Consider the following 19,789-nt stretch of genomic DNA (forward strand, 5'->3'; position numbering starts at 1 on the left):
GGTGGATACAAAGTTGATCAACGGCGTGCGCCGGCCATTGCTGGCGTTCGGATAGAGGTGATGAACGGGTGAGCAATCTGGACGAGACCGGGCGCGAACGTCTCGAACCGCGACCGGTGTCGCGGCCGCCGGTCGACCCGGCGTCACGGCGCGCGTTCGGCAGGCCCGACGGCGTGAGCGGGTCCTTCCTCGGTGCGGAGAAGTATCGCGACCAAGGTGCCTTCACGCCAAAGGATCAGCCTCCCGATCCGGTGCTGGCCGAGGCATTCGGCCGACCGTATGCCGGCGGCGACTCGCTTCAGCGTCACCCGGCGGACGCCGGCGCCCTGGACGCCGAGCGCGACGGGCAGGGCGCCGACGAATTCGATGACCCGTGGCGCAATCCGGGCGCCCCGGTGGAGCTGGGCACCCCGGCGATGACCCAGCCGCCACGCACGGTGTCGGACCTCAACACCGGAAAGCTTGGTGTGCGCGACGTCCTCTTCGGCGGCAAGGTGTCCTACGTCGCGCTGGCGGTCCTCGGCATCGTCGCGATCGTCATCGGTTTCGCCGGTGGCTGGGTGGGCCGAACCACGGCAGAGGTGGTCCAGGCGTTCACCACCTCCAAGGTGACCCTGGAGACCAGCGATGTCGGCGACGCGCCAGAGGGACGGTTCGCCAAAGTTGCTGCGGCGATTGCTGATTCGGTGGTCACGATCGAGACCAAGAGTGACGAGGAAGGTTCTCAGGGCTCAGGCGTCGTCGTCGACGGCCGCGGCTACATCGTCACCAACAACCACGTGATTTCAGAGGCCGCGGTCAACGCGAGCAAGTACAAGATGACCGTGGTCTTCAACGACGGTAAGGAAGTGCCTGCCAACCTCGTCGGCCGTGACCCCAAGACCGACCTCGCCGTGCTCAAGGTCGACAACGTCGACAATCTGACGGTCGCCAAACTGGGCGACTCCGACAAGCTTTTCGTCGGCGAAGAGGTGATCGCCGCAGGTGCCCCGCTGGGTCTGCGCAGCACGGTCACGCAGGGCATCATCAGCGCGTTGCACCGCCCGGTCCCGCTGTCCGGTGATGGCTCGGATACCGACACCGTCATCGACGGCGTGCAGACCGACGCCTCGATCAACCACGGCAACTCCGGTGGCCCGCTGATCGACATGAATGGTGACGTCATCGGGATCAACACCGCGGGTAAGTCGTTGTCCGACAGTGCCAGTGGCCTCGGCTTCGCGATTCCGGTGAACGAGGTCAAGACGGTCATCGAGTCACTGATCAAGGACGGCAAGATCGCACACCCGACGCTGGGCCTGACCGCCCGCTCGGTGAGCAACGACCTCGCGTCGGGCGCTCAGGTGGCCAACGTGAAGGCGGGGAGTCCGGCGGAGAAGGCGGGCATCCTGGAGAACGACGTCGTCGTGAAGGTGGGGGACCGAACCGTCGCTGACGCAGACGAATTCGTCGTCGCGGTGCGCCAACTCAAGATCGGACAGGACGCGCCCATCGAGGTCATGCGTGACGGCAGGCCCGTCGTTCTGACCGTCAACCCCGGCCCCGACAACAGCACCTAGAGATGTTCGCCAACGTCGGCTGGGGCGAGATGCTGGTCCTGGTGATCGCTGGTCTGGTGATCCTGGGACCGGAACGGCTGCCGGGTGCCATCCGGTGGACGTCGAGCACCTTGCGGCAGGCCCGCGACTACATCAGCGGCGCCACCAGCCAGCTGCGTGACGACCTGGGTCCGGAGTTCGACGACCTTCGCGAGCCGTTGAGTCAGCTGAACAAGCTACGGGGTATGACGCCGCGTGCCGCGCTAACCAAACATCTTCTCGACGGCGATGATTCGATTTTCACGGGCAAACTCGACACCCCGGCAACCAATATCGAGAAACCCGTCAGCGACGGTGCGCCGATACCCGCGGCCCCGACGCCCACGCCACCGGAGACACCGCCGGCGAAGACCCCTTACGACAGCGACGCGACTTAGCGCCCCGCCGGGTCGAGGCCCAGCGACATGCCTGCGAGTCCGCGCTTGCGGCTCGACAGTGCGTCGGCGATGCTGCGTAATTCCTTGCCCGCTACCGAATCCGGCGCCGACAGGACCAGCGGCACCCCAGCGTCACCCGCGGCCACCAACGCGGGATCCAGCGGAACCTGGCCCAGCAGGGGCACATCGGCGCCCACCGAACGCGAGAGGCTCTCGGCGACCTGTTTGCCGCCGCCCTCACCGAAGATCTGCATCGTCGTGCCGTCGGGGAGCAGGAGACCGGACATGTTCTCGACCACGCCTGCGATGCGCTGCCGGGTCTGCAGCGCGATAGCGCCGGCCCGTTCGGCGACTTCGGCGGCCGCCAATTGAGGCGTCGTCACCACCAGGATCTCCGCGCCGGGAATCAGCTGGGCCACCGAGATGGCGATGTCTCCGGTGCCCGGCGGCAGGTCGAGCAGCAGGATGTCCAGATCGCCCCAGTAGACGTCGGCCAGGAACTGCTGCAGCGCACGGTGCAGCATCGGTCCGCGCCAGACGACGGGTGTGTTGCCCTGGGTGAACATCGAGATCGAGATGACGCGGACGTCGTGCGCGACCGGGGGCACGATCATCGACTCGACCTGGGTGGGCCGGTCAGTGGTGCCCATCATCCGCGGCACCGAATGCCCGTAGATGTCGGCGTCCAACACGCCGACCGACAGGCCGCGCGCGGCCATGGCGGCGGCCAGGTTGACGGTGACGCTGGACTTGCCGACGCCACCCTTACCGGACGCCACGGCGTACACCCGGGTCAACGAGCCGGGCTGGGCGAACGGAATGACAGGCTCGCGGGAATCGCCGCGCAGCTGCTTGCGCAGCTCGGTCCGCTGCTCGTCGCTCATCACGTCGAGGGTCACCTTCACGGCGCCGGTACCGGGGACATCGGCGACGGCCTGGCTGACGAGCTCGGAGATCTCGGTCTTCTTCGGGCACGCCGCGGTGGTCAGATACACCTCGACATGAACCCCGCCGTCCGGTTCGATGGTGACGCTTTTCACCATGCCGAGCTCGGTGATCGGCCGCCGCAATTCGGGGTCGATCACTTTCGTCAGCCCGGAACGGACCGCGGACTCGAGGTCAGAGGAAGTAGAAGACATCACTGTCGAGTCTAAGCCGACCCGACACGCGTCCTAACCAGTCGGGCCGGGCGCAGGACCGGGCAGCGGCGCTTCGGCAGGCCCCGGCGCCGGTCCCGGAGGTGCACCTTGCGGTGCGACGGGACCGGGCGGCGGGCCAGGAGGCGGTGCCAACGGACCCGGCGCAGGTGCCGCCGGAAGGGGACCCGGCGCGGGTGCCAGAGGACCGGGTGGCGGTGCCATTCCCGGCGGGGCTGTCGGTCCGATCGCAGCTTGCAGCGGCGCGGGCTGATCCTTGATGCAGAACACGGCGCACTCCGGCTTCGGAGGCGGCTGCACCCACGGCGGCACCCACGGCTGTTGCGTCTGTACGGGCGGTGCTGCCAGCGGGCCGGGCGCGGGACCCGGCAGCGGACCTAGCCGCTGGCCCGGGACAAATCCGGGGAGCTGGCTGGCGACATCGCTGCGCGACAGCACCGGCATCAGTGCCAGTGGATCGTTCGAGGGCAGGCCGAGCGCGTTGAGCGGCAACCCGGGGCCGAGGCCCTCGTATGCGTTGAGATGCGTGGCGCCGGCCTCATCGTCGCCAAGTACGGGGACCGACCCGGTGATCGGCGGCAGGTCGACGGGCACGACGCCGGTGGCGTACGCGGCGGCCCAGCCCAGCACATTGCGCGCGTAGGCCACCGAGTTGTTGTAACGCAGGATCGCGGACATCACGTGGGACTGGTCGCGCAGGTTCATGTTGCCGCTGCACAGATAGCGGGCCGCCGCGAGAGTCGAATCGAAAAGGTTCTGCACCTCGGCCTTGCCGTCGCCGTCGCCGTCGGATGCGTAGCGCGACCACGTACCGGGCAGGAACTGCATTGGGCCCATTGCGCGGGCGTAGGTGACGCGCTCGGCGTTGCGGTTCTGGACGATGACCTCGTTGCCCGGCAGTGTCCCGTCCAGTGCCGGTCCGTAGATCGGCCGCACGGCGGTACCCCGGGAGTCTGTGGCGCCACCGTAGGCGTGCATCGATTCGATACGCCCGATGCCTGCCAGCAGGTTCCAGCTGACGCCGCAGCCGGGTTGTGCCACGGCCATCATCCGCTCGGCGTTGCGGTACGCCGAGAGTGCCATCGCCGGAATGCGAAGTGTTCCAGGCGCGTTCACACCCATCGCGGGCGTCGGAGAAGACGCTGCGGACGCGGCGATGTGGAAGTCGGTCGGCTCTTTCGTGACAGCCACCACCGTCGCGCCCGCGCGGTCGACCGAGGACGACTCGACAGCGGCCAACGGTGTCACCGCGGCGTCGCGGACCGGCGTGTCCGGCTGTACCGAGGCACCCACAGCCCCGACCAGAATGATCGGCGCGATGACCGCGAACCCGGAGGCGGCGCGGGCGCGGGCAGGGGTCAGGGTGCCGCGCAAATGTGACGGTCGCAGTGCACCGCTGATGTCGGTGGTGCGGACGCGGGACGCAGCGCCGGCGACGTGGTGCGCAGCCCGCTCAGCCTGGCGTCGCGCTGCCTTGAGAGCGCGCCCTCCCCCTATGTGCACTCAACCGTCCTTGGTCTGTGGTGTTTGTGAACCAAGTCACCATACCTAGTACTTATCTCGCGCGTTACAGCAATGGCGTTACGTGATTCAGCTGGGCTTTTTCGAGCGGCGCTCACCGGGCTCCGCTTTCGCGGCGCCGTCACGCTTGTCGGACCCCGTCGGCGGCTGCAATCGATTGAGCAACTCATGGATCTCTTCGAGCTCGCGCCGCAGGTAGTCGCGGGTGGCCACTTCGCCGACCGCCAATCGCAATGCGGCCAGCTCACGGGCCAGATACTCGGTGTCGGCCTTGGTCTGTTCGGCCCGCCGACGGTCCTCGTCCAGCGACACCCGGTCCCGATTCTCCTGCCGATTCTGAGCCAGCAAAATCAGCGGCGCCGCATATGCGGCCTGCGTGGAGAAGGCGAGGTTGAGCAGGATGAACGGATACGGATCCCATTGCAGCCCCACGGCAAACAGATTCAGGATGATCCAAATGATCACCAGCATGGTCTGCCACGCGAGATAGCGGCCGGTGCCGAGGAACCGTGCGATGGACTCGGAAAACTTGCCGACGGCCTCGGCGTCGACGTTGAGTGAGAAGCGGCGGCGGGAGACCCGCGGGGTGTCCAGACGCTGGCGCGCCGTCATGTCGCTCATGACGCACCCTCGGCCGTGGTGAAGAGCTCGGGCTCTTCCTGCTCGCGCCAGTCATGAGGCAGTAGATGGTCGAGCACGTCATCGACCGAGACCGCGCCGAGCAGGTGGTTCTCCTCATCGACGACGGGGCCGCACACCAGGTTGTAGGCGGCGAAGTACCGCGTCACCGCCGACAGCGAGTCCTCAGGCGCCAGATTCGGCAGGTCGGTGTCCACGATCCCGCTGACCAACTCTGCGGGGGGTTCCCGCAGGAGCCGCTGCAGGTGCACGCAGCCCAGGTAATGGCCGGTCGGGGTGGCGGTGGGAGCGCGGCTCACGAAAACCAGGGACGCCAGCGCCGGGGTCAAGTCGGGGTCGCGGACGCGGGCCAGCGCCTCGGCAACTGTGGTGTCCGGGGCCAGCACCACCGGTTCCGACGTCATCAGACCACCTGCGGTGTCGGGCGAGTGGGACAGCAGCCGGCGCACATCCTCGGAGTCTTCGGGGTCCATTCGGCGCAGGAACTGTTCGGCGTCTGTCGGCGTCATGGTGCCCAGAAGGTCGGCGGCATCGTCGGGGTCCATGGCCTCGAGCACATCTGCGGCGCGCTCCGGGGGCAGCCGCCTGAGCATGTTCGCCTGCTCGTCTTCTGGCAGCTCCTGCAGCACGTCGGCCAACCGCTCGTCGTCAAGTGCGTTGACCACCTCGTATCGGCGTTTCTCGGGTAGCTCGCGAATCGCCTCGGCCACCTCGACGGCGCGCTGCCCCACGAACTGCTCGAGCAGTTGAGCGACGCCCTGGTCGGGCATCGCCAGGCCCGACGGGGTGAGCCCCTGCACGTGTTGCCAGTCGACGATCTGCACATTGCCGCGGCGGCCAAGGCGCCGCGCCGGGCGCACCGCCACCTTGGTCACCATCCAGTCGCGCGTGCGGGTCGGCTCTATGCCGAGATCGACCACGTACACATCGAGGCCGGCCAGATGTTCCTGATCGGGATCGTCGACCCTGACCCGGGTTTCGACCACTTGGCCGAGCACCAGCACCTCACCGGGGCGCTGGTGAAACTTGCGCAGCGAAACGCTGCCGGTCGCCAATGTGACAGCGCCGGGATCGATGGACGTCACCCGCAGAATCGGTACGAAAATTCTTCGGCGCGTGAGCAATTCAACGACAAGACCGAGCACGCGCGGCTGTTGGCGCACAATGCTGATGCTGATCACCACGTCGCGCACGCGGCCTAGGGACTCCCCGTCAGGCCCCAGCACCACCATCCCCGCGAGTCGGGCCGCATAGACCCTGTTGACCGCCGCCATGCCTAAAAGGGTAGAGAGTGGGGTTGTGGAAAACCGCTATCGACCCCGTCGAACGATTCTTTCGGTTCCGGGTAGCAGCGCGAAGATGATCGAGAAGGCAAAGAGTCTGCCCGCCGACGAGGTGTTCCTCGATCTCGAGGACGCGGTCGCACCCGACGCCAAGGCCGATGCGCGTGCCGCTGTGGCGGCGGCATTGGGCGAGCCTGGTTGGGGCGAACAGTTGCGCGGTGTTCGGGTGAACGACTGGACGACGCCGTGGACACACGCGGACGTGATCGACGTCGTGTCGGCGGCAGGAGCGTCGCTGGACATCGTCGTATTGCCGAAAGTTTCCGACGTCTCGCACATCCACGCGCTCGACCTGCTGCTGAGTCAACTCGAGGCGACGCACGGATTACCGTTGGGCCGCATCGGTATTGAAGCTCAGATCGAGAACGCCGAAGGCCTGACGAACATCGATGCGATCGCGGCGGCCCCGCGCGTGCAGGCGTTGGTGCTCGGTCCCGCAGACATGGCGGCCAGCCTCAACATGCGCACGCTCGAGGTCGGCGAGCAGCCCGAGGGCTACGACGTTGGCGACGCCCACCATCACGTGTTGATGCGGATCCTCGTCGCGGCCCGTACGCGCGGCATCTTGGCGATCGACGGTCCGTATCTGAAGGTGCGCGACGTCGACGGCTTCCGACGGATCGCCGGCCGGTCCGCGGCGCTGGGTTACGACGGCAAGTGGGTGCTGCACCCGGACCAGATCGAGGCGGGCAATGAGATCTTCAGCCCGCGCCAGGAGTCCTATGACCACGCCGAGCTGATCCTCGAGGCCTACGAGTGGCACACCTCGCGGGCCGGCGGTGCGCGAGGTGCGGTGATGCTCGGCGACGAGATGATCGACGAGGCCAGCCGCAAGATGGCGTTGGTGATCGCAGGCAAGGGACGCGCTGCCGGTATGGAACGCAAAGGCGAGCCGTTCCGCCCGCCCAGCTAGCGCACTAGGTCCACTGCCACCCACTGAACATGAGCGCGATGTAGAGCAGTAAGACGATCACCAGCGCGACCGTGAACAGGCCGCCGATTATCGTGCCAGCCAGGGCCATTCCCCACCCCTCTTGTCCGGTGCGTCTCGTCTCGCGCATCCCGATCACACCCAGGATCAGCCCGACGGTCGCCAACGGTGCGCAGCACACCCAGCCCGCGATCGACGTGACGAGCGAAGCGATCGCCTTGCCGTTCGTGCCGGGCGGCGTCAGCTGTCGATACGGGTCATACGCCGGGTAATACGCTGGCATGCCCGGGTATCCGGGTGGTGGAGGCGGCGGATAGATCGGCGGTGGGAACCCGGACTCGGACGGATAGTCGGGATAGTTACTGGGGTACTCGAAGCCGCCGGGCTGCGACTCCTGCGCCGGACGTTCGGGGTCGCTGATGTTCATCTGTCCGCCCGTGTCCGACGATCAACCGCTCATTGCACCGATGGTGATGAGCCCGTTCAGGATGATTGCCACCACACCGACCGCGATGCCGGCGATTGCCAGGGCTTGGCCCTTCTCACCGCTCGTTTTGATCTGGTTCATGGCGACGATGCCGAGCACGATGCCGACGATCGCGCCGATGCCACAGCAGAATCCGACGATCGACGCCACCAGCGAGCCGATCGCCATCGCGTTGGTTTTCTCCGTTGGTGGCCCGTACGCGGCGTACGGCGAAGCCGGATACCCCGGAGGGGGACCGAAGCCCGGAGGCGGAGGCGGAGGACCGAAGCCGGGTGGCGGGCCGTAGCCCGGAGGCGGAGGCGGAGGACCGAAGCCGGGAGGCGGTGGACCGAACCCGGGAGGCGGCGTGCCGAACGGCGGGGGCGGCGGATAACCGGGTTGATCGAGTGGCGGCGGGAACCCGCTTTGCGGATAGTCCGGGGCCGACTGGGGTGTGGGGTCGTACGCCGGCGGAGGCGTATACCCGGGCTGCTCGAATGGCCTCTGCTCGTAGACCTGCGTTGGCTGATCGAGCGGCCGCTGTTCGTAAACCTGAGTCGCACCTTCGTGCAATTCCGCGGACGGCTCCTGGCTCTGCTCGATCGGCGGTGCCTCGTAGCTGGTCGATGCCGGCTCGGATGCCCCGTCGCCGGAGCCGGATGATGCCGTTTGGCCAGCGTCGTCGCCCGGATTTGTCATGCTGTTCAACCTAGCGCAAATACAGGGCACGTTTGCGGAGCCGAAGACGTTGTGGTGGGTGAGATCGCCAGCGGAAACCGCGGCGACACCGGGCGCGCAATAGAGGAGAATGATTTACCGATGACCAGCCCCTTCCAGCCTGGACAGCCGGCCGGCGCAACGCCAGGCACACCGACCACCCGACGGGGGCCCGCGGCTCTGCCCACACCGCCGAAAGGGTGGCCCATCGGGTCCTATCCGACCTACGCCGAGGCGCAGCGCGCGGTCGACTACCTATCGGATCAGGAGTTTCCCGTCGAACAGGTGACGATCGTCGGCGTCGACCTGATGCAGGTGGAACGCGTCACCGGCAGGCTGAGTTGGCCCAAGGTGCTTGGCGGCGGTGTTCTCACCGGGGCGTGGCTGGGCCTGTTCATCGGCCTGATCCTGGGATTCTTCAGCCCCAGCCCGTGGGGCGCGCTGATTACCGGCCTCATCGCCGGGGTGTTCTTCGGCCTCATCACATCGGCGATTCCGTACGCGATGGCCCGTGGCACAAGAGATTTCAGCTCGACGATGCAACTCGTCGCCGGACGTTACGACGTGCTGTGCGACCCGCAGAGCGCCGAGCGTGGCCGGGATCTGCTGGCACGCTTGAAGATCTAGTCCCGGGAACGCGCTGGCGTTAGCTGGCACTTTGCTCACACGCGCAATTGCGTAACGGTGTCGGATGCACGCGCGGCAAGTGTTGCAAATCACGCGTAACTGGCAATACGGTTTCCGCGCGGGGTGGTTCCCCGGAGCCGCCCCGGCGGCGACGTCGGACCCGGAGTCGCCCGGCGACGACATCAGACCCGGACGGAGGCAGCGGTGCGCCCACGGCGGCTTGGTGCTGCGGCGTTGGCCGCACTGACGGCGGCGTCGATGGTTTCGGCGTGCGGATCAGCCGGCGGCGGAATCGTCATCAACTACTACACACCGGCCAGCGAGATGGCCACGTTCACCGCGGTCGCCAAGCGGTGCAACGAGGAGTTGGGCGGTCGCTTCACCATCCAGCAGATCAGCCTGCCGAAAGAAGCAGACGCTCAGCGGTTGCAGTTGGCGCGTCGGCTGACGGGCAATGACAAGACGCTCGACGTGATGGCGCTCGACGTGGTGTGGACCGCCGAGTTCGCCGAGGCCGGTTGGGCATTGCCGCTGTCCGACGACCCGGCGGGCAAGGCCGAGGCCGATGCGACCACCGACACCCTGCCGGGCCCGCTGGAAACCGCGAGGTGGCAGGACAAGCTGTATGCCGCGCCGATCACCACGAACACCCAATTGCTCTGGTACCGAGCAGACTTGATGGACGAGCCACCTGCGACATGGGACGCGATGGTGGCCGAGGCCACGCGTCTGCACGCCGAGGGCAAGCCGAGTTGGATCGCGCTGCAGGCCAAGCAGTACGAGGGTCTGGTGGTGTGGTTCAACACGCTGTTGGAAAGCGCTGGCGGTCAAGTTCTTTCCGACGACGGCAAAACAGTCACACTGACCGACACCGAAGAGCACCGTGCCGCGACGGTCAAGGCGCTCGAGATCATGAAGGCGGTTGCCACCGCACCCGGCGCCGATCCGTCGATCACGCAGACGGACGAGGGCACCGCGCGTCTTGCGCTGGAACAGGGCAAGGCCGCGCTCGAGGTGAACTGGCCGTTCGTGCTGCCGTCGATGCTGGAGAACGCGGTCAAGGGCGGGGTTTCGTTTCTGCCGCTGAACGACGACCCCGCGCTGGCGGGCAGTATCAACGACGTCGGCACCTTCTCGCCGAGCGACGAACAATTCGAAGCGGCCTACGAGGCCAGCAAGAAGGTATTCGGATTCGCGAACTACCCGGGCGTGACCGACGAGCCCGCCAGGGTGACACTGGGCGGCCTCAACCTCGCCGTGGCCAAGACGACGCAACATCCCGCAGAGGCGTTCGAGGCCATCCGGTGCATGCGCAATACGCAGAATCAGCGCTACACATCGGTCGAGGGAGGGCTGCCCGCAGTCCGCGCATCGCTCTACGACGATCCGACATTCCAAAAGAAGTACCCGCAGTACGAGATCATCCGCGAGCAGTTGACCAACGCGGCCGTCCGGCCCGCGACGCCGGTCTATCAGGCGGTCTCCACCCGTATCTCGGCGACGCTGGCCCCCGTGACGGACATCGATCCGGAGCGGATGGCCGACGAGTTGACCGTGCAGGTGCAGAAGGCGATCGACGGTAAGGGGCTGATTCCGTGACCGCCACCGCTGAGCCGGTCAAGGTCGGCACCGATGACACGAAATCCGAACGGCGCCTGGCCTTCACGCTAATCGCACCCGCCGTCATCTTGATGCTGGCCGTCACCGCCTACCCGATCGGGTATGCGGTGTGGCTCAGCCTGCAGCGCTACAACCTCGCGCAGCCCGACGACGTCGAGTTCGTCGGCCTGGACAACTACATCACGGTGCTGTCCGACAGGTACTGGTGGACTGCGTTCGTCGTCACGCTGGCGATCACCGTCGTGTCGGTTGCCATCGAGTTCGTGCTGGGCATGGCACTGGCGCTGGTGATGCACCGCACGATCTTCGGCAAAGGCGTTGTGCGCACGGCGATCCTGATTCCGTACGGTATTGTCACGGTCGCGGCGTCCTACAGCTGGTACTACGCGTGGACGCCCGGCACCGGGTATCTGGCCAACCTCCTGCCCGAGGGCAGCGCTCCGCTCACCGAGCAGTTGCCGTCGCTGGCCATCGTGGTCCTCGCCGAGGTATGGAAGACGACGCCGTTCATGGCGCTGCTGTTGCTCGCCGGTTTGGCGCTGGTGCCACAGGATCTGCTCAACGCCGCCCAAGTCGACGGTGCGGGGGCGTGGAAGCGGCTGGTCAAGGTGATCCTGCCGCTGATCAAACCCGCGATTCTCGTCGCGCTGCTGTTCCGCACGCTGGACGCGTTCCGCATCTTCGACAACATCTACGTGCTCACCGGGGGAGCCAACGACACCGGTTCGGTCTCAATCCTGGGCTACGACAACCTGTTCAAGGCGTTCAACCTGGGGCTGGGATCCGCGATCAGCGTGCTGATATTTCTGTCGGTGGCGATCATCGCGTTCATCTACATCAAGCTCTTCGGTGCGGCGGCGCCCGGCTCTGAAGAGGAGGGGCGTTGATGAGAGAACGGGTTGGTGCGGGCCGGGCGACCGGCTGGACGGTCGTCAACATCATCGTCATCGTCTATGCGCTGCTGCCGGTGCTGTGGATCCTGAGCCTGTCGCTGAAGCCGACGTCAAGTGTCAAGGACGGCAAGCTGATACCGACGCAGGTCACCTTCGACAACTACAAGGGAATCTTCTCCGGCGATGCGTTCAGCTCGGCGCTGATCAACTCGATCGGCATCGGCTTGATCACCACAGTGATCGCGGTGGTGATCGGTGGCATGGCGGCATACGCGGTGGCGCGACTGGCGTTCCCGGGTAAGCGACTGCTGGTCGGTGTGGCTCTGCTGATCGCGATGTTCCCGCAGATCTCGTTGGTGACACCGCTGTTCAACATCGAGCGCAGGCTGGGATTGTTCGACACCTGGCCGGGGCTGATCATCCCGTACATCACCTTCGCGCTGCCGCTGGCGATCTACACCCTTTCGGCGTTCTTCAAGGAGATCCCGTGGGATCTGGAGAAGGCCGCCAAGATGGATGGCGCCACACCGGCGCAGGCTTTCCGCAAGGTGATCGCCCCGCTGGCCGCACCCGGCATCGTCACCGCCGCCATTTTGGTCTTCATCTTTGCGTGGAACGACCTGCTGTTGGCGTTGTCACTGACGGCGACCCAGCGTGCGATCACAGCGCCGGTGGCGATCGCCAACTTCACCGGCAGTTCGCAGTTCGAAGAACCGACCGGGTCGATCGCCGCGGGCGCAATGGTCATCACCATCCCGATAATCATCTTTGTTCTCATCTTCCAGCGACGAATCGTCGCCGGCCTCACGTCCGGCGCGGTGAAGGGGTAGTTCCATGGCCGAAATCGTGTTGGACCGGGTGACCAAGAGTTACCCGAACGGCGCTACGGCCGTGAAGGAACTTTCGATGACCATCGCCGACGGCGAGTTCATCATCCTTGTCGGACCCTCGGGCTGCGGAAAGTCGACCACGCTCAACATGATTGCCGGTCTGGAGGACATCTCCTCCGGCGAGCTGAGGATCGGCGGCGAGCGCGTCAACGAGAAGGCGCCCAAGGACCGCGACATCGCGATGGTGTTCCAGTCCTATGCGCTATATCCGCACATGACCGTGCGCCAGAACATCGCGTTCCCGCTGACCCTGGCCAAGATGAACAAGGCCGAGATCGCGCAGAAGGTCGAGGAGGCCGCGAAAGTTCTTGACCTGAGCCAGCTTCTGGATCGTAAGCCCGCGCAGCTGTCCGGCGGTCAACGCCAGCGGGTGGCCATGGGGCGGGCGATCGTGCGCAATCCCAAGGCGTTCCTGATGGACGAGCCGCTGTCGAACCTGGATGCCAAGCTGCGCGTGCAGATGCGTTCGGAGATCGCCCGCCTGCAGGACAAGCTGGGTACCACGACGGTCTACGTCACCCATGACCAGACCGAGGCCATGACGCTCGGCGACCGCGTGGTGGTGCTGCTCGCCGGGGAAGCCCAGCAGATCGGCACGCCGGACGAGCTGTACAACCGCCCGGCCAATCTGTTCGTCGCGGGCTTCATCGGATCGCCTGCGATGAACTTCTTTCCGGCCACCATGACCGACGTCGGCGTGCGTCTGCCGTTCGGCGAGGTCACACTGACCCAGGAAGTCCACGACCTGGTCGCCAGGCACCAGACGCCCAACAACGTGATCGTCGGCATCCGGCCCGAACACCTCGAGGACTCCGCGGTGATGGACGGCTATGCGCGCATCAGGGCGCTGACGTTCGACGTGACGGTCGACATGGTCGAATCGCTCGGCGCCGACAAGTACCTGCATTTCAGGAGCGAGGGTGCGGGTGCGCAGGCTGCCCAGCTTGCCGAGTTGGCCAGCGAGTCGGGTGTCGGCGAAAACGAGTTCGTGGCAAGGGTTTCCACCGAATCCCAGGCGAAGCAGGGCGACACGGTGACGCTGGCCTTCGACACGTCGAAGCTGACGATCTTCGACGCCGACACGGGTAAGAACCTCACGCTCCCCGACGCGGCGCCCGCGCCGGCCGAGTGATCGACGTACCGGCCGCCGTTCGCGCACACCTGCGCGAGCACTTCACCCGTGCCGGCATCACCGCTGAGCCTGTCGAGGCCAGCGTCACGTTTCTGGGCACCGAGCGGATCGACGTGTTGCGCTTCGGCCCCGACAGTGGCGGTGTCAGTCATTATGTGTCGGTTGGCTGTTCGCGTCACCCCATGTTCGATCCCACGGAAATGGTGACCGATGCGTTGCATGGCCCCCGCGCCGAGGCCGTCGTCGCGCTCTCCGGGCCGACGCCCAAGGGCCTCGCCCGCTCACTGGCGATCCTGGCCGCCGCTCCCGCCGTCGAAGGTCTGATCCTGGAACCGGACGCGCTGATCGATCTGGAGACACCGCTGTGGGAGGGCGCGTCGTTCTCCGCTTTTCTCTTGAGCCGCAGCGATATCGATGACATCGCATTGACCGACCCGTTGCCGCCGGTGACAGTGCTGAGCGCAACGCCGATCACCGCGACCGAGGCGGCGTGGGTGCGGCTCAAAGGTGCCGAAGCCATGCGCGAGGCATGGGTGCAGGACGGCGTCGACGTGCTTGATCCGACCAGGAGAGCCGCGCAGCCGAGCTAGAGCCAGTGGTTGCGCCGGAACGCCCGGAACAACAGCGCGCAAATGACGACCATCACGAGCAGCACCGCGGGATAGCCGTAGGTCCAATGCAATTCGGGCATATGGTCGAAGTTCATGCCGTAGATGCCCGCCATGGCCGTCGGGACCGCGGCGATGGCGACGTACGCCGAGATCTTGCGCATGTCGACGTTCTGCTGCATCGCGACCTTGCCGGCCGCTGCCTGCACCAGTGAGCTGAGCAGTTCGTCGTAGCTGGCAATCCGTTCGGATGCCTTCATGGTGTGGTCCAGCACGTCGCGCATGTAGCGCCGTACTTCGATCGAGACGATGTCCTCGTAGTCGCTGCCGATGCGCTGCAGGTCGGTAGTCAGGGGACTGACTGCTCGGCGTAGTTCGACGACTTCGCGTTTGAGCAGGTATATGCATTCGATGTCGGTCTTGCGGGTGGGGGAGAAGATGTCCTCTTCTATCGCGTCGATGTCCTGTTCGATCAGATCCGTGACGTCGAGATAGTTGTCCACGACGTGATCGGCGATCGCGTGCATCACCGCGTAGGGCCCGAGGTTCAGACTGGCGGGCGAGGCGTCGAACTTCTTGCGGACACCGGCAAGCCCGCCGTGTTCTCCGTGACGGACGGTGACCACGAAATCCTGGCCGACGAAGATCATGATCTCGCCGGTCTCGACGATCTCGCGGGCCATCGCCACGGATTCGTGTTCTACGTAATTCACGGTCTTGAGCACCAGGAACAGGGTGTTGTCGTAGCGCTCCAGCTTCGGCCGCTGGTGTGCGTGCACCGCGTCCTCGACGGCCAGCGGGTGCAGGCCGAAGACGTCGGCGACGGCCTGCATCTGGTGTTCGTCGGGTCCGTGCAGCCCGATCCACGCGAAGGCGTCCTTGCCCTCCGCCTCGAGTTCGTGCACCTTGTTCAGCGCCGCGGCGTGGGTGTATTTGCCGGGCAGCCGGGTGCCCTGGCAATAGACGGCGCAATCGACCATCGCTCGCGCGACGGGAACATGGATCGAGGCGGCATCCGGTTGGGTGGCCTTGGCGCGCACGATGGGTCGAAGTGACGGCGGTAGCTGACGAAACGATGGCATCGGTCACTCTCCCCTGGTCAAGACCTACAGCGCAGGTCTGATGGGCCTTGATGAATGCTACGCGGCACGTCACTTTGCGACCCTGCTAGTTTCGTCCCCGAAGGCAACGCGCCCGCGGTGCGGGCATCCAAATCCGTCCAAGGAGCACCTGACGTGAGCACATCTCCCCTCAAGGTCGCGGTCACCGGTGCCGCCGGCCAGATCGGCTACAGCCTGCTGTTTCGTCTGGCCAGCGGTTCACTGCTCGGCCCAGACCGTCCGATCGAGCTGAGACTGCTGGAGATCGAACCTGCGCTCAAGGCCCTCGAAGGCGTGGTGATGGAGCTTGACGACTGCGCGTTCCCGCTGCTGGCCGGGGTCGAGATCGGAGCCGATGCCAACAAGATCTTCAACGGGGTGAACCTGGCGCTCCTGGTCGGGGCCCGTCCCCGCGGGCCGGGCATGGAGCGCGGCGACCTGCTCGAGGCCAACGGCGCGATCTTCACCGCGCAGGGCAAGGCCCTCAACGAGGTGGCCGCCGACGACGTCCGCATCGGAGTGACCGGTAATCCGGCCAACACCAACGCGCTGATCGCGATGACCAACGCCCCCGACATCCCGAACGAGCGGTTCTCCGCCCTGACCCGCCTCGATCACAACCGGGCGATCTCGCAGCTGGCCCAGAAGACCGGCGCCAAGGTCACCGACATCAAGAAGGTCACCATCTGGGGCAACCACTCGGCCACCCAGTACCCCGACATCTTCCACGCCGAGGTGGGTGGCAAGAACGCCGCCGAGGTCGTCAACGACCAGAACTGGATCGAGAACGACTTCATCCCGACCGTCGCCAAGCGCGGTGCGGCGATCATCGACGCCCGCGGCTCCTCGTCGGCGGCCTCGGCCGCCTCGGCGACCACCGATGCCGCCCGCGACTGGCTGCTGGGCAGCCCCGAGGGCGACTGGGTATCGATGGCCGTTCTGTCCGACGGCAGCTATGGCGTGCCCGAGGGCATCATCTCGTCGTTCCCGGTGACGACGAAGGACGGCAACTGGTCGATCGTGCAGGGACTGGAGATCGACGACTTCTCCCGTGCGCGCATCGACAAGTCGACCGCTGAGCTGGTTGACGAGCGGAAAGCCGTCACTGACCTGGGACTTATCTGAGACAAAGTCGATTAGGTTACCTACCAGTTCGTCAGTAACCTGAGCGCCGTGTCCCAAGCGGTGAGAAACCTGTCTGACAAGAGAGCCCCGATCGTCCTACATGACGACGAGATCTTCGCTGCGCATGTGGGCGGAAAGCTGTCGGTAGCGCTGAACGCGCCGCTCGACACCCAGCGTGCGCTGTCGGTCGCCTACACGCCCGGCGTTGCTCAGGTCAGTCGTGCGATCGCGGCCGACCACACCTTGGCTGCGCGTTACACATGGGCCAACCGCATGGTCGCGGTGGTCAGTGACGGCAGCGCGGTCCTCGGCCTCGGCGATATCGGGCCTGCGGCGTCGCTTCCGGTGATGGAAGGTAAGAGCGCGCTGTTCAAGGCGTTCGCCGACCTCGACTCGGTCCCGATCGTGCTCGACACCAAAGATCCCGACGAGATCGTCGAGACGCTGGTGCGGCTGCGGCCGTCGTTCGGCGCGGTCAACCTCGAGGACATCTCGGCGCCGCGTTGCTTCGAGATCGAGCGGCGTGTCATCGAGGCGCTGGACTGCCCGGTGATGCACGACGACCAGCACGGCACCGCGATCGTCGTGCTGTCGGCATTGATCGGCGCGGCGAAGGTGCTCGACCGGGACATCACCGGGCTGCGGGTGGTCGTCTCGGGCGCCGGGGCCGCCGGTGTTGCCTGCGCAAAGATATTGCTGGCCAGGGGAGTTCGCGATATCACGCTGCTGGACTCGCAGGGCATCCTGCATAAGGACCGCGGCAATCTGAACGCGTACAAGGCCGACATTGCCGAGCAGACGAATCCGAACGGCCTGTCCGGAGGTATGGCCGAGGCGCTGAAGGGGGCCGACGTGTTTCTCGGGCTGTCCGCCGGTGTGGTGCCGCCCGAGATCGTCGCGACGATGGCGCCGGACGCGATCGTGTTCGCGCTGTCCAATCCCGACCCGGAGATCCACCCCGACGACGCGAAGCACTATGCGGCGGTAGTGGCCACCGGGCGCAGCGACTTCCCGAATCAGATCAACAACGTGCTGGCGTTCCCGGGGGTGTTCCGCGGTGCGCTCGACGCCGGGGCCCGGCGCATCACCGAGGAGATGAAAGTGGCTGCGGCCGAGGCGATTTTCTCGGTGGTCGGCGACGATCTCGCGGTCGACTACATCGTGCCCAGCGTGTTGGACCCGCGGGTGGCCCCCGCCGTGGCCCAGGCGGTTGCCGCGGCCTCGCAGGCCTAGGTTTCTCGGTGCGCCGGCTCGCCTGCGCGCTCGCTGCGCTCGTCGCGGTGAGCGCAGCCGGTTGCGGCGTCCACCACGAGACGCCGTCGCTGGCGGTCGGGTCGACTGACGATCCCGAGTCGGCGCTGATCGCGCACATCTACGCCGAGGCGTTGCGGTTCTACGGCAGCCCGGCCCACGTCGAGACGTCACCGGATCCGCTGACGAAACTGGACTCGGGGGAGGCGCGGGTGGTCCCCGGTTTCACCGGCCGTGTGCTGCACAGGTTCTTTCCCGATTCGACGGCGCGGTCGGCGACGCAGGTCTACCGGGAGATGGTGTCGGCGCTACCCGAAGGCATCGCCGCGGGCGACTACACGACGTCGGCCGAGGACAAACCCGCGCTGGCCGTGACCGCGGCGACCGCCCAAGCCTGGGGTGGGCGGGATCTGACGGCGGCGACCCGCAACTGCGACAAACTCAAGATCGGCGTGGTCAAGAAGGCGGCCAAGCCCGACGCCATAGGCACCTGCAAGCTGCCGAAGCCACGCGAATATCCCGACCGCGCAACCCTGTTCGCGGCTGTACGGGCGGGGCAGGTGAATGCCGCGTGGACGTCGACGGCGGCCCCGAACATCCCGACCGAGCTGCTCATGCTGTCAGACCGCACGTCACTGATCCGTGCCGAGAACCTGGTGCCGCTCTACCGGCGCAACGAGCTCAACGAATCGCAGGTGCTGGCGCTCAACGAGGTGGCAGGCGTATTGGATACCGCCGCGCTGGCCGATATGCGCGCTCAGGTCGAGGACGGCACCGAACCGGGTCTGGTCGCGGGCGCGTTCCTCGCCGAACACCCACTCGGCGACTGACTCTCGCGCGTCAGTGTGCGTTGGGTACGAGCCGCGATACGACCGTCGAGAACAGCTTCTGGTAACCCGAGCCCGTGATCCGCACGATGACGTCCAGGATCTTCGCGTCGGGGCCGACGAGCACTCGTGCCCGGTTCTTGCGGACGGCGTCGAGAATGATCTGTGCCGCCTTCTCGGGTGTGGTGATTGTCAGCCTCTTGTCGAAAGTCTTTGTCAGACCCTCTTTGTCGACACCTTCGGCCGCGGTCGAATTACGCATGATCGCGGTCTTGATGCCGCCGGGATGCACGGTGGTCACCTTCACCGGGTGGCCGGCGGCGATCATCTCCTGACGCAACGCCTCGGTGAACCCGCGGACCGCGAACTTCGCCGAGTTGTACGCCGCCTGGCCGGGCACCGAGAAAATGCCGAACAGGCTCGACACATTCACCACGTGTCCGTCGCCCGAGGCGATCAGATGTGGCAGAAAGACCTTGGTGCCGTTGACCACTCCCCAGTAGTCGACGTCCATCACCCGTTCGATGTCCTTGAAGGGCGTGAACTCGACATCGCCGACGTACGCGATGCCCGCATTGTTGTAGACCTGGTTGACCTTGCCGAAGTGCTCGACCACCGAGTCCGCGTACAGCTCGAAGGCCTCACGTTCGGTGACGTCGAGCCGGTCGGTTTTCACCTTGGCGCCGATGGCCTTCAGGCGCTCCTCGGTGACCGCGAGGCCCTCGGTGTCGACGTCGCTGATCGCCACGCTGGCGCCTGAGCGCCCGAGTTCGATCGCCAGAGCCTGCCCGATGCCCGATCCGGCGCCCGTCACCACGGCGACTTTTCCCGCGAAGCCCTGCATGCCACTCCTCGTGTCCGTTGACTCGAATCGAGGGTAGTCGGTACTCGCGGTAGCGGGTAAGGCGGCTCCCTAAGGGGTTGACCCCACGCGCCAGGTGCAGACGATCAACCCGTCAACACCATC

The 19,789-nt window shown here is 66.1% G+C and carries 20 protein-coding genes; 12 read left to right on the forward strand and 8 right to left on the reverse strand.

The window, feature by feature from the left end; translation table 11 throughout:
- Positions 1-68: 68 nt before the first annotated feature.
- Together ACIA48_RS25255 and tatB are read left to right on the forward strand one after the other, a co-directional pair.
- Positions 69-1,559, forward strand: a complete 1,491-nt coding sequence (locus ACIA48_RS25255) for a S1C family serine protease (RefSeq protein WP_396738086.1) — start codon at positions 69-71, stop codon at positions 1,557-1,559.
- Between the two features lie 2 nt (positions 1,560-1,561).
- Positions 1,562-1,975, forward strand: coding sequence for a Sec-independent protein translocase protein TatB (gene tatB / locus ACIA48_RS25260; protein ID WP_396738089.1), 414 nt, complete (start codon positions 1,562-1,564; stop codon positions 1,973-1,975).
- Here the strand turns inward: tatB and ACIA48_RS25265 are convergent.
- The 4 genes from ACIA48_RS25265 to ACIA48_RS25280 all read right to left on the reverse strand — a co-directional run bounded on the left by ACIA48_RS25265 (position 1,972) and on the right by ACIA48_RS25280 (position 6,566).
- Positions 1,972-3,114 carry an Mrp/NBP35 family ATP-binding protein gene (locus tag ACIA48_RS25265; protein ID WP_396738092.1) on the reverse strand — a complete coding sequence of 381 codons (1,143 nt, stop codon included), beginning with the start codon at positions 3,112-3,114 and terminating at the stop codon, positions 1,972-1,974. The genes tatB and ACIA48_RS25265 overlap by 4 nt on opposite strands.
- A gap of 33 nt (positions 3,115-3,147) precedes the next feature.
- Positions 3,148-4,635, reverse strand: a complete 1,488-nt coding sequence (locus tag ACIA48_RS25270; protein WP_396738095.1) for a lytic transglycosylase domain-containing protein — start codon at positions 4,633-4,635, stop codon at positions 3,148-3,150.
- Between the two features lie 87 nt (positions 4,636-4,722).
- Entirely contained in the window at positions 4,723-5,274 is a 552-nt protein-coding gene (locus ACIA48_RS25275; RefSeq protein WP_396738097.1) for a DUF1003 domain-containing protein, read from the reverse strand.
- Complete coding sequence (locus tag ACIA48_RS25280; protein ID WP_396738099.1) at positions 5,271-6,566, reverse strand: magnesium transporter MgtE N-terminal domain-containing protein; 1,296 nt, start codon at positions 6,564-6,566, stop codon at positions 5,271-5,273. The genes ACIA48_RS25275 and ACIA48_RS25280 overlap by 4 nt, the downstream gene beginning before the upstream one ends.
- 25 nt (positions 6,567-6,591) lie before the next feature.
- On the opposite strand from ACIA48_RS25280, the gene ACIA48_RS25285 reads away from it, so the two are divergent.
- A complete protein-coding gene (locus ACIA48_RS25285; protein WP_396738102.1) occupies positions 6,592-7,548 on the forward strand; it encodes an HpcH/HpaI aldolase/citrate lyase family protein in 957 nt (318 codons plus the stop codon).
- A 4-nt stretch (positions 7,549-7,552) separates the two neighbouring features.
- On the opposite strand, the gene ACIA48_RS25290 is transcribed toward ACIA48_RS25285, so the two are convergent.
- Both ACIA48_RS25290 and ACIA48_RS25295 read right to left on the reverse strand, forming a co-directional pair.
- Positions 7,553-7,993: a DUF4190 domain-containing protein gene (locus ACIA48_RS25290; protein ID WP_396738105.1), complete on the reverse strand. Its 441-nt coding sequence runs from the start codon at positions 7,991-7,993 to the stop codon at positions 7,553-7,555.
- Between the two features lie 21 nt (positions 7,994-8,014).
- Positions 8,015-8,731 carry a DUF4190 domain-containing protein gene (locus ACIA48_RS25295; protein WP_396738108.1) on the reverse strand — a complete coding sequence of 239 codons (717 nt, stop codon included), beginning with the start codon at positions 8,729-8,731 and terminating at the stop codon, positions 8,015-8,017.
- A 120-nt stretch (positions 8,732-8,851) separates the two neighbouring features.
- Between ACIA48_RS25295 and ACIA48_RS25300 the strand changes: the two genes are divergently transcribed.
- The 6 genes from ACIA48_RS25300 to ACIA48_RS25325 all read left to right on the forward strand — a co-directional run bounded on the left by ACIA48_RS25300 (position 8,852) and on the right by ACIA48_RS25325 (position 14,501).
- A complete protein-coding gene (locus tag ACIA48_RS25300) occupies positions 8,852-9,376 on the forward strand; it encodes a general stress protein (protein ID WP_396738111.1) in 525 nt (174 codons plus the stop codon).
- A gap of 204 nt (positions 9,377-9,580) precedes the next feature.
- Positions 9,581-10,975: an ABC transporter substrate-binding protein gene (locus ACIA48_RS25305; RefSeq protein WP_396738114.1), complete on the forward strand. Its 1,395-nt coding sequence runs from the start codon at positions 9,581-9,583 to the stop codon at positions 10,973-10,975.
- Positions 10,972-11,883, forward strand: coding sequence for a carbohydrate ABC transporter permease (locus ACIA48_RS25310; RefSeq protein ID WP_396738116.1), 912 nt, complete (start codon positions 10,972-10,974; stop codon positions 11,881-11,883). The genes ACIA48_RS25305 and ACIA48_RS25310 overlap by 4 nt, the downstream gene beginning before the upstream one ends.
- Positions 11,883-12,719: a carbohydrate ABC transporter permease gene (locus ACIA48_RS25315; RefSeq protein WP_396738119.1), complete on the forward strand. Its 837-nt coding sequence runs from the start codon at positions 11,883-11,885 to the stop codon at positions 12,717-12,719. The genes ACIA48_RS25310 and ACIA48_RS25315 overlap by 1 nt, the downstream gene beginning before the upstream one ends.
- 4 nt (positions 12,720-12,723) lie before the next feature.
- The gene (locus tag ACIA48_RS25320; RefSeq protein WP_396738122.1) at positions 12,724-13,911 is read left to right on the forward strand and encodes an ABC transporter ATP-binding protein; all 1,188 of its coding nucleotides are present in this window, start codon (positions 12,724-12,726) and stop codon (positions 13,909-13,911) included.
- Positions 13,908-14,501, forward strand: coding sequence for a suppressor of fused domain protein (locus ACIA48_RS25325; protein WP_396738125.1), 594 nt, complete (start codon positions 13,908-13,910; stop codon positions 14,499-14,501). Before ACIA48_RS25320 ends, ACIA48_RS25325 begins: the two co-directional genes overlap by 4 nt.
- On the opposite strand, the gene corA is transcribed toward ACIA48_RS25325, so the two are convergent.
- Entirely contained in the window at positions 14,498-15,601 is a 1,104-nt protein-coding gene (corA, locus tag ACIA48_RS25330) for a magnesium/cobalt transporter CorA (RefSeq protein WP_396738128.1), read from the reverse strand. The genes ACIA48_RS25325 and corA overlap by 4 nt on opposite strands.
- Positions 15,602-15,754: 153 nt before the next feature.
- Here corA and ACIA48_RS25335 point away from each other — a divergent pair, with 153 nt between their 5' ends.
- From ACIA48_RS25335 to ACIA48_RS25345, 3 genes are read left to right on the forward strand one after another with little or no spacing between them, the layout of a single operon-like run.
- Positions 15,755-16,744: a malate dehydrogenase gene (locus tag ACIA48_RS25335; RefSeq protein WP_396738131.1), complete on the forward strand. Its 990-nt coding sequence runs from the start codon at positions 15,755-15,757 to the stop codon at positions 16,742-16,744.
- A 48-nt stretch (positions 16,745-16,792) separates the two neighbouring features.
- Positions 16,793-17,977, forward strand: coding sequence for an NADP-dependent malic enzyme (locus ACIA48_RS25340; protein WP_396738134.1), 1,185 nt, complete (start codon positions 16,793-16,795; stop codon positions 17,975-17,977).
- Between the two features lie 8 nt (positions 17,978-17,985).
- Entirely contained in the window at positions 17,986-18,825 is an 840-nt protein-coding gene (locus ACIA48_RS25345) for a glycine betaine ABC transporter substrate-binding protein (RefSeq protein ID WP_396738137.1), read from the forward strand.
- Positions 18,826-18,835: 10 nt separating this feature from the next.
- On the opposite strand, the gene ACIA48_RS25350 is transcribed toward ACIA48_RS25345, so the two are convergent.
- The gene (locus tag ACIA48_RS25350) at positions 18,836-19,666 is read right to left on the reverse strand and encodes an SDR family NAD(P)-dependent oxidoreductase (RefSeq protein ID WP_396738140.1); all 831 of its coding nucleotides are present in this window, start codon (positions 19,664-19,666) and stop codon (positions 18,836-18,838) included.
- Between the last annotated feature and the right edge of the window lie 123 nt (positions 19,667-19,789).

It is taken from the genome of Mycobacterium sp. NPDC051804 (assembly GCF_044452905.1).
Taxonomy (GTDB): Bacteria; Actinomycetota; Actinomycetes; order Mycobacteriales; family Mycobacteriaceae; genus Mycobacterium.

Bases quoted from the DNA above. Each gene is read 5' to 3' on its own strand.
- tatB (WP_396738089.1), top strand. From the start codon at position 1,562: ATGTTCGCCAACGTCGGCTGGGGCGAGATGCTGGTCCTGGTGATCGCT.
- ACIA48_RS25265 (WP_396738092.1), bottom strand. From the start codon at position 3,114: ATGTCTTCTACTTCCTCTGACCTCGAGTCCGCGGTCCGTTCCGGGCTG.
- ACIA48_RS25275 (WP_396738097.1), bottom strand. From the start codon at position 5,274: ATGAGCGACATGACGGCGCGCCAGCGTCTGGACACCCCGCGGGTCTCC.
- ACIA48_RS25280 (WP_396738099.1), bottom strand. From the start codon at position 6,566: ATGGCGGCGGTCAACAGGGTCTATGCGGCCCGACTCGCGGGGATGGTG.
- ACIA48_RS25290 (WP_396738105.1), bottom strand. From the start codon at position 7,993: ATGAACATCAGCGACCCCGAACGTCCGGCGCAGGAGTCGCAGCCCGGC.
- ACIA48_RS25295 (WP_396738108.1), bottom strand. From the start codon at position 8,731: ATGACAAATCCGGGCGACGACGCTGGCCAAACGGCATCATCCGGCTCC.
- ACIA48_RS25300 (WP_396738111.1), top strand. From the start codon at position 8,852: ATGACCAGCCCCTTCCAGCCTGGACAGCCGGCCGGCGCAACGCCAGGC.
- ACIA48_RS25315 (WP_396738119.1), top strand. From the start codon at position 11,883: ATGAGAGAACGGGTTGGTGCGGGCCGGGCGACCGGCTGGACGGTCGTC.
- ACIA48_RS25320 (WP_396738122.1), top strand. From the start codon at position 12,724: ATGGCCGAAATCGTGTTGGACCGGGTGACCAAGAGTTACCCGAACGGC.
- corA (WP_396738128.1), bottom strand. From the start codon at position 15,601: ATGCCATCGTTTCGTCAGCTACCGCCGTCACTTCGACCCATCGTGCGC.
- ACIA48_RS25350 (WP_396738140.1), bottom strand. From the start codon at position 19,666: ATGCAGGGCTTCGCGGGAAAAGTCGCCGTGGTGACGGGCGCCGGATCG.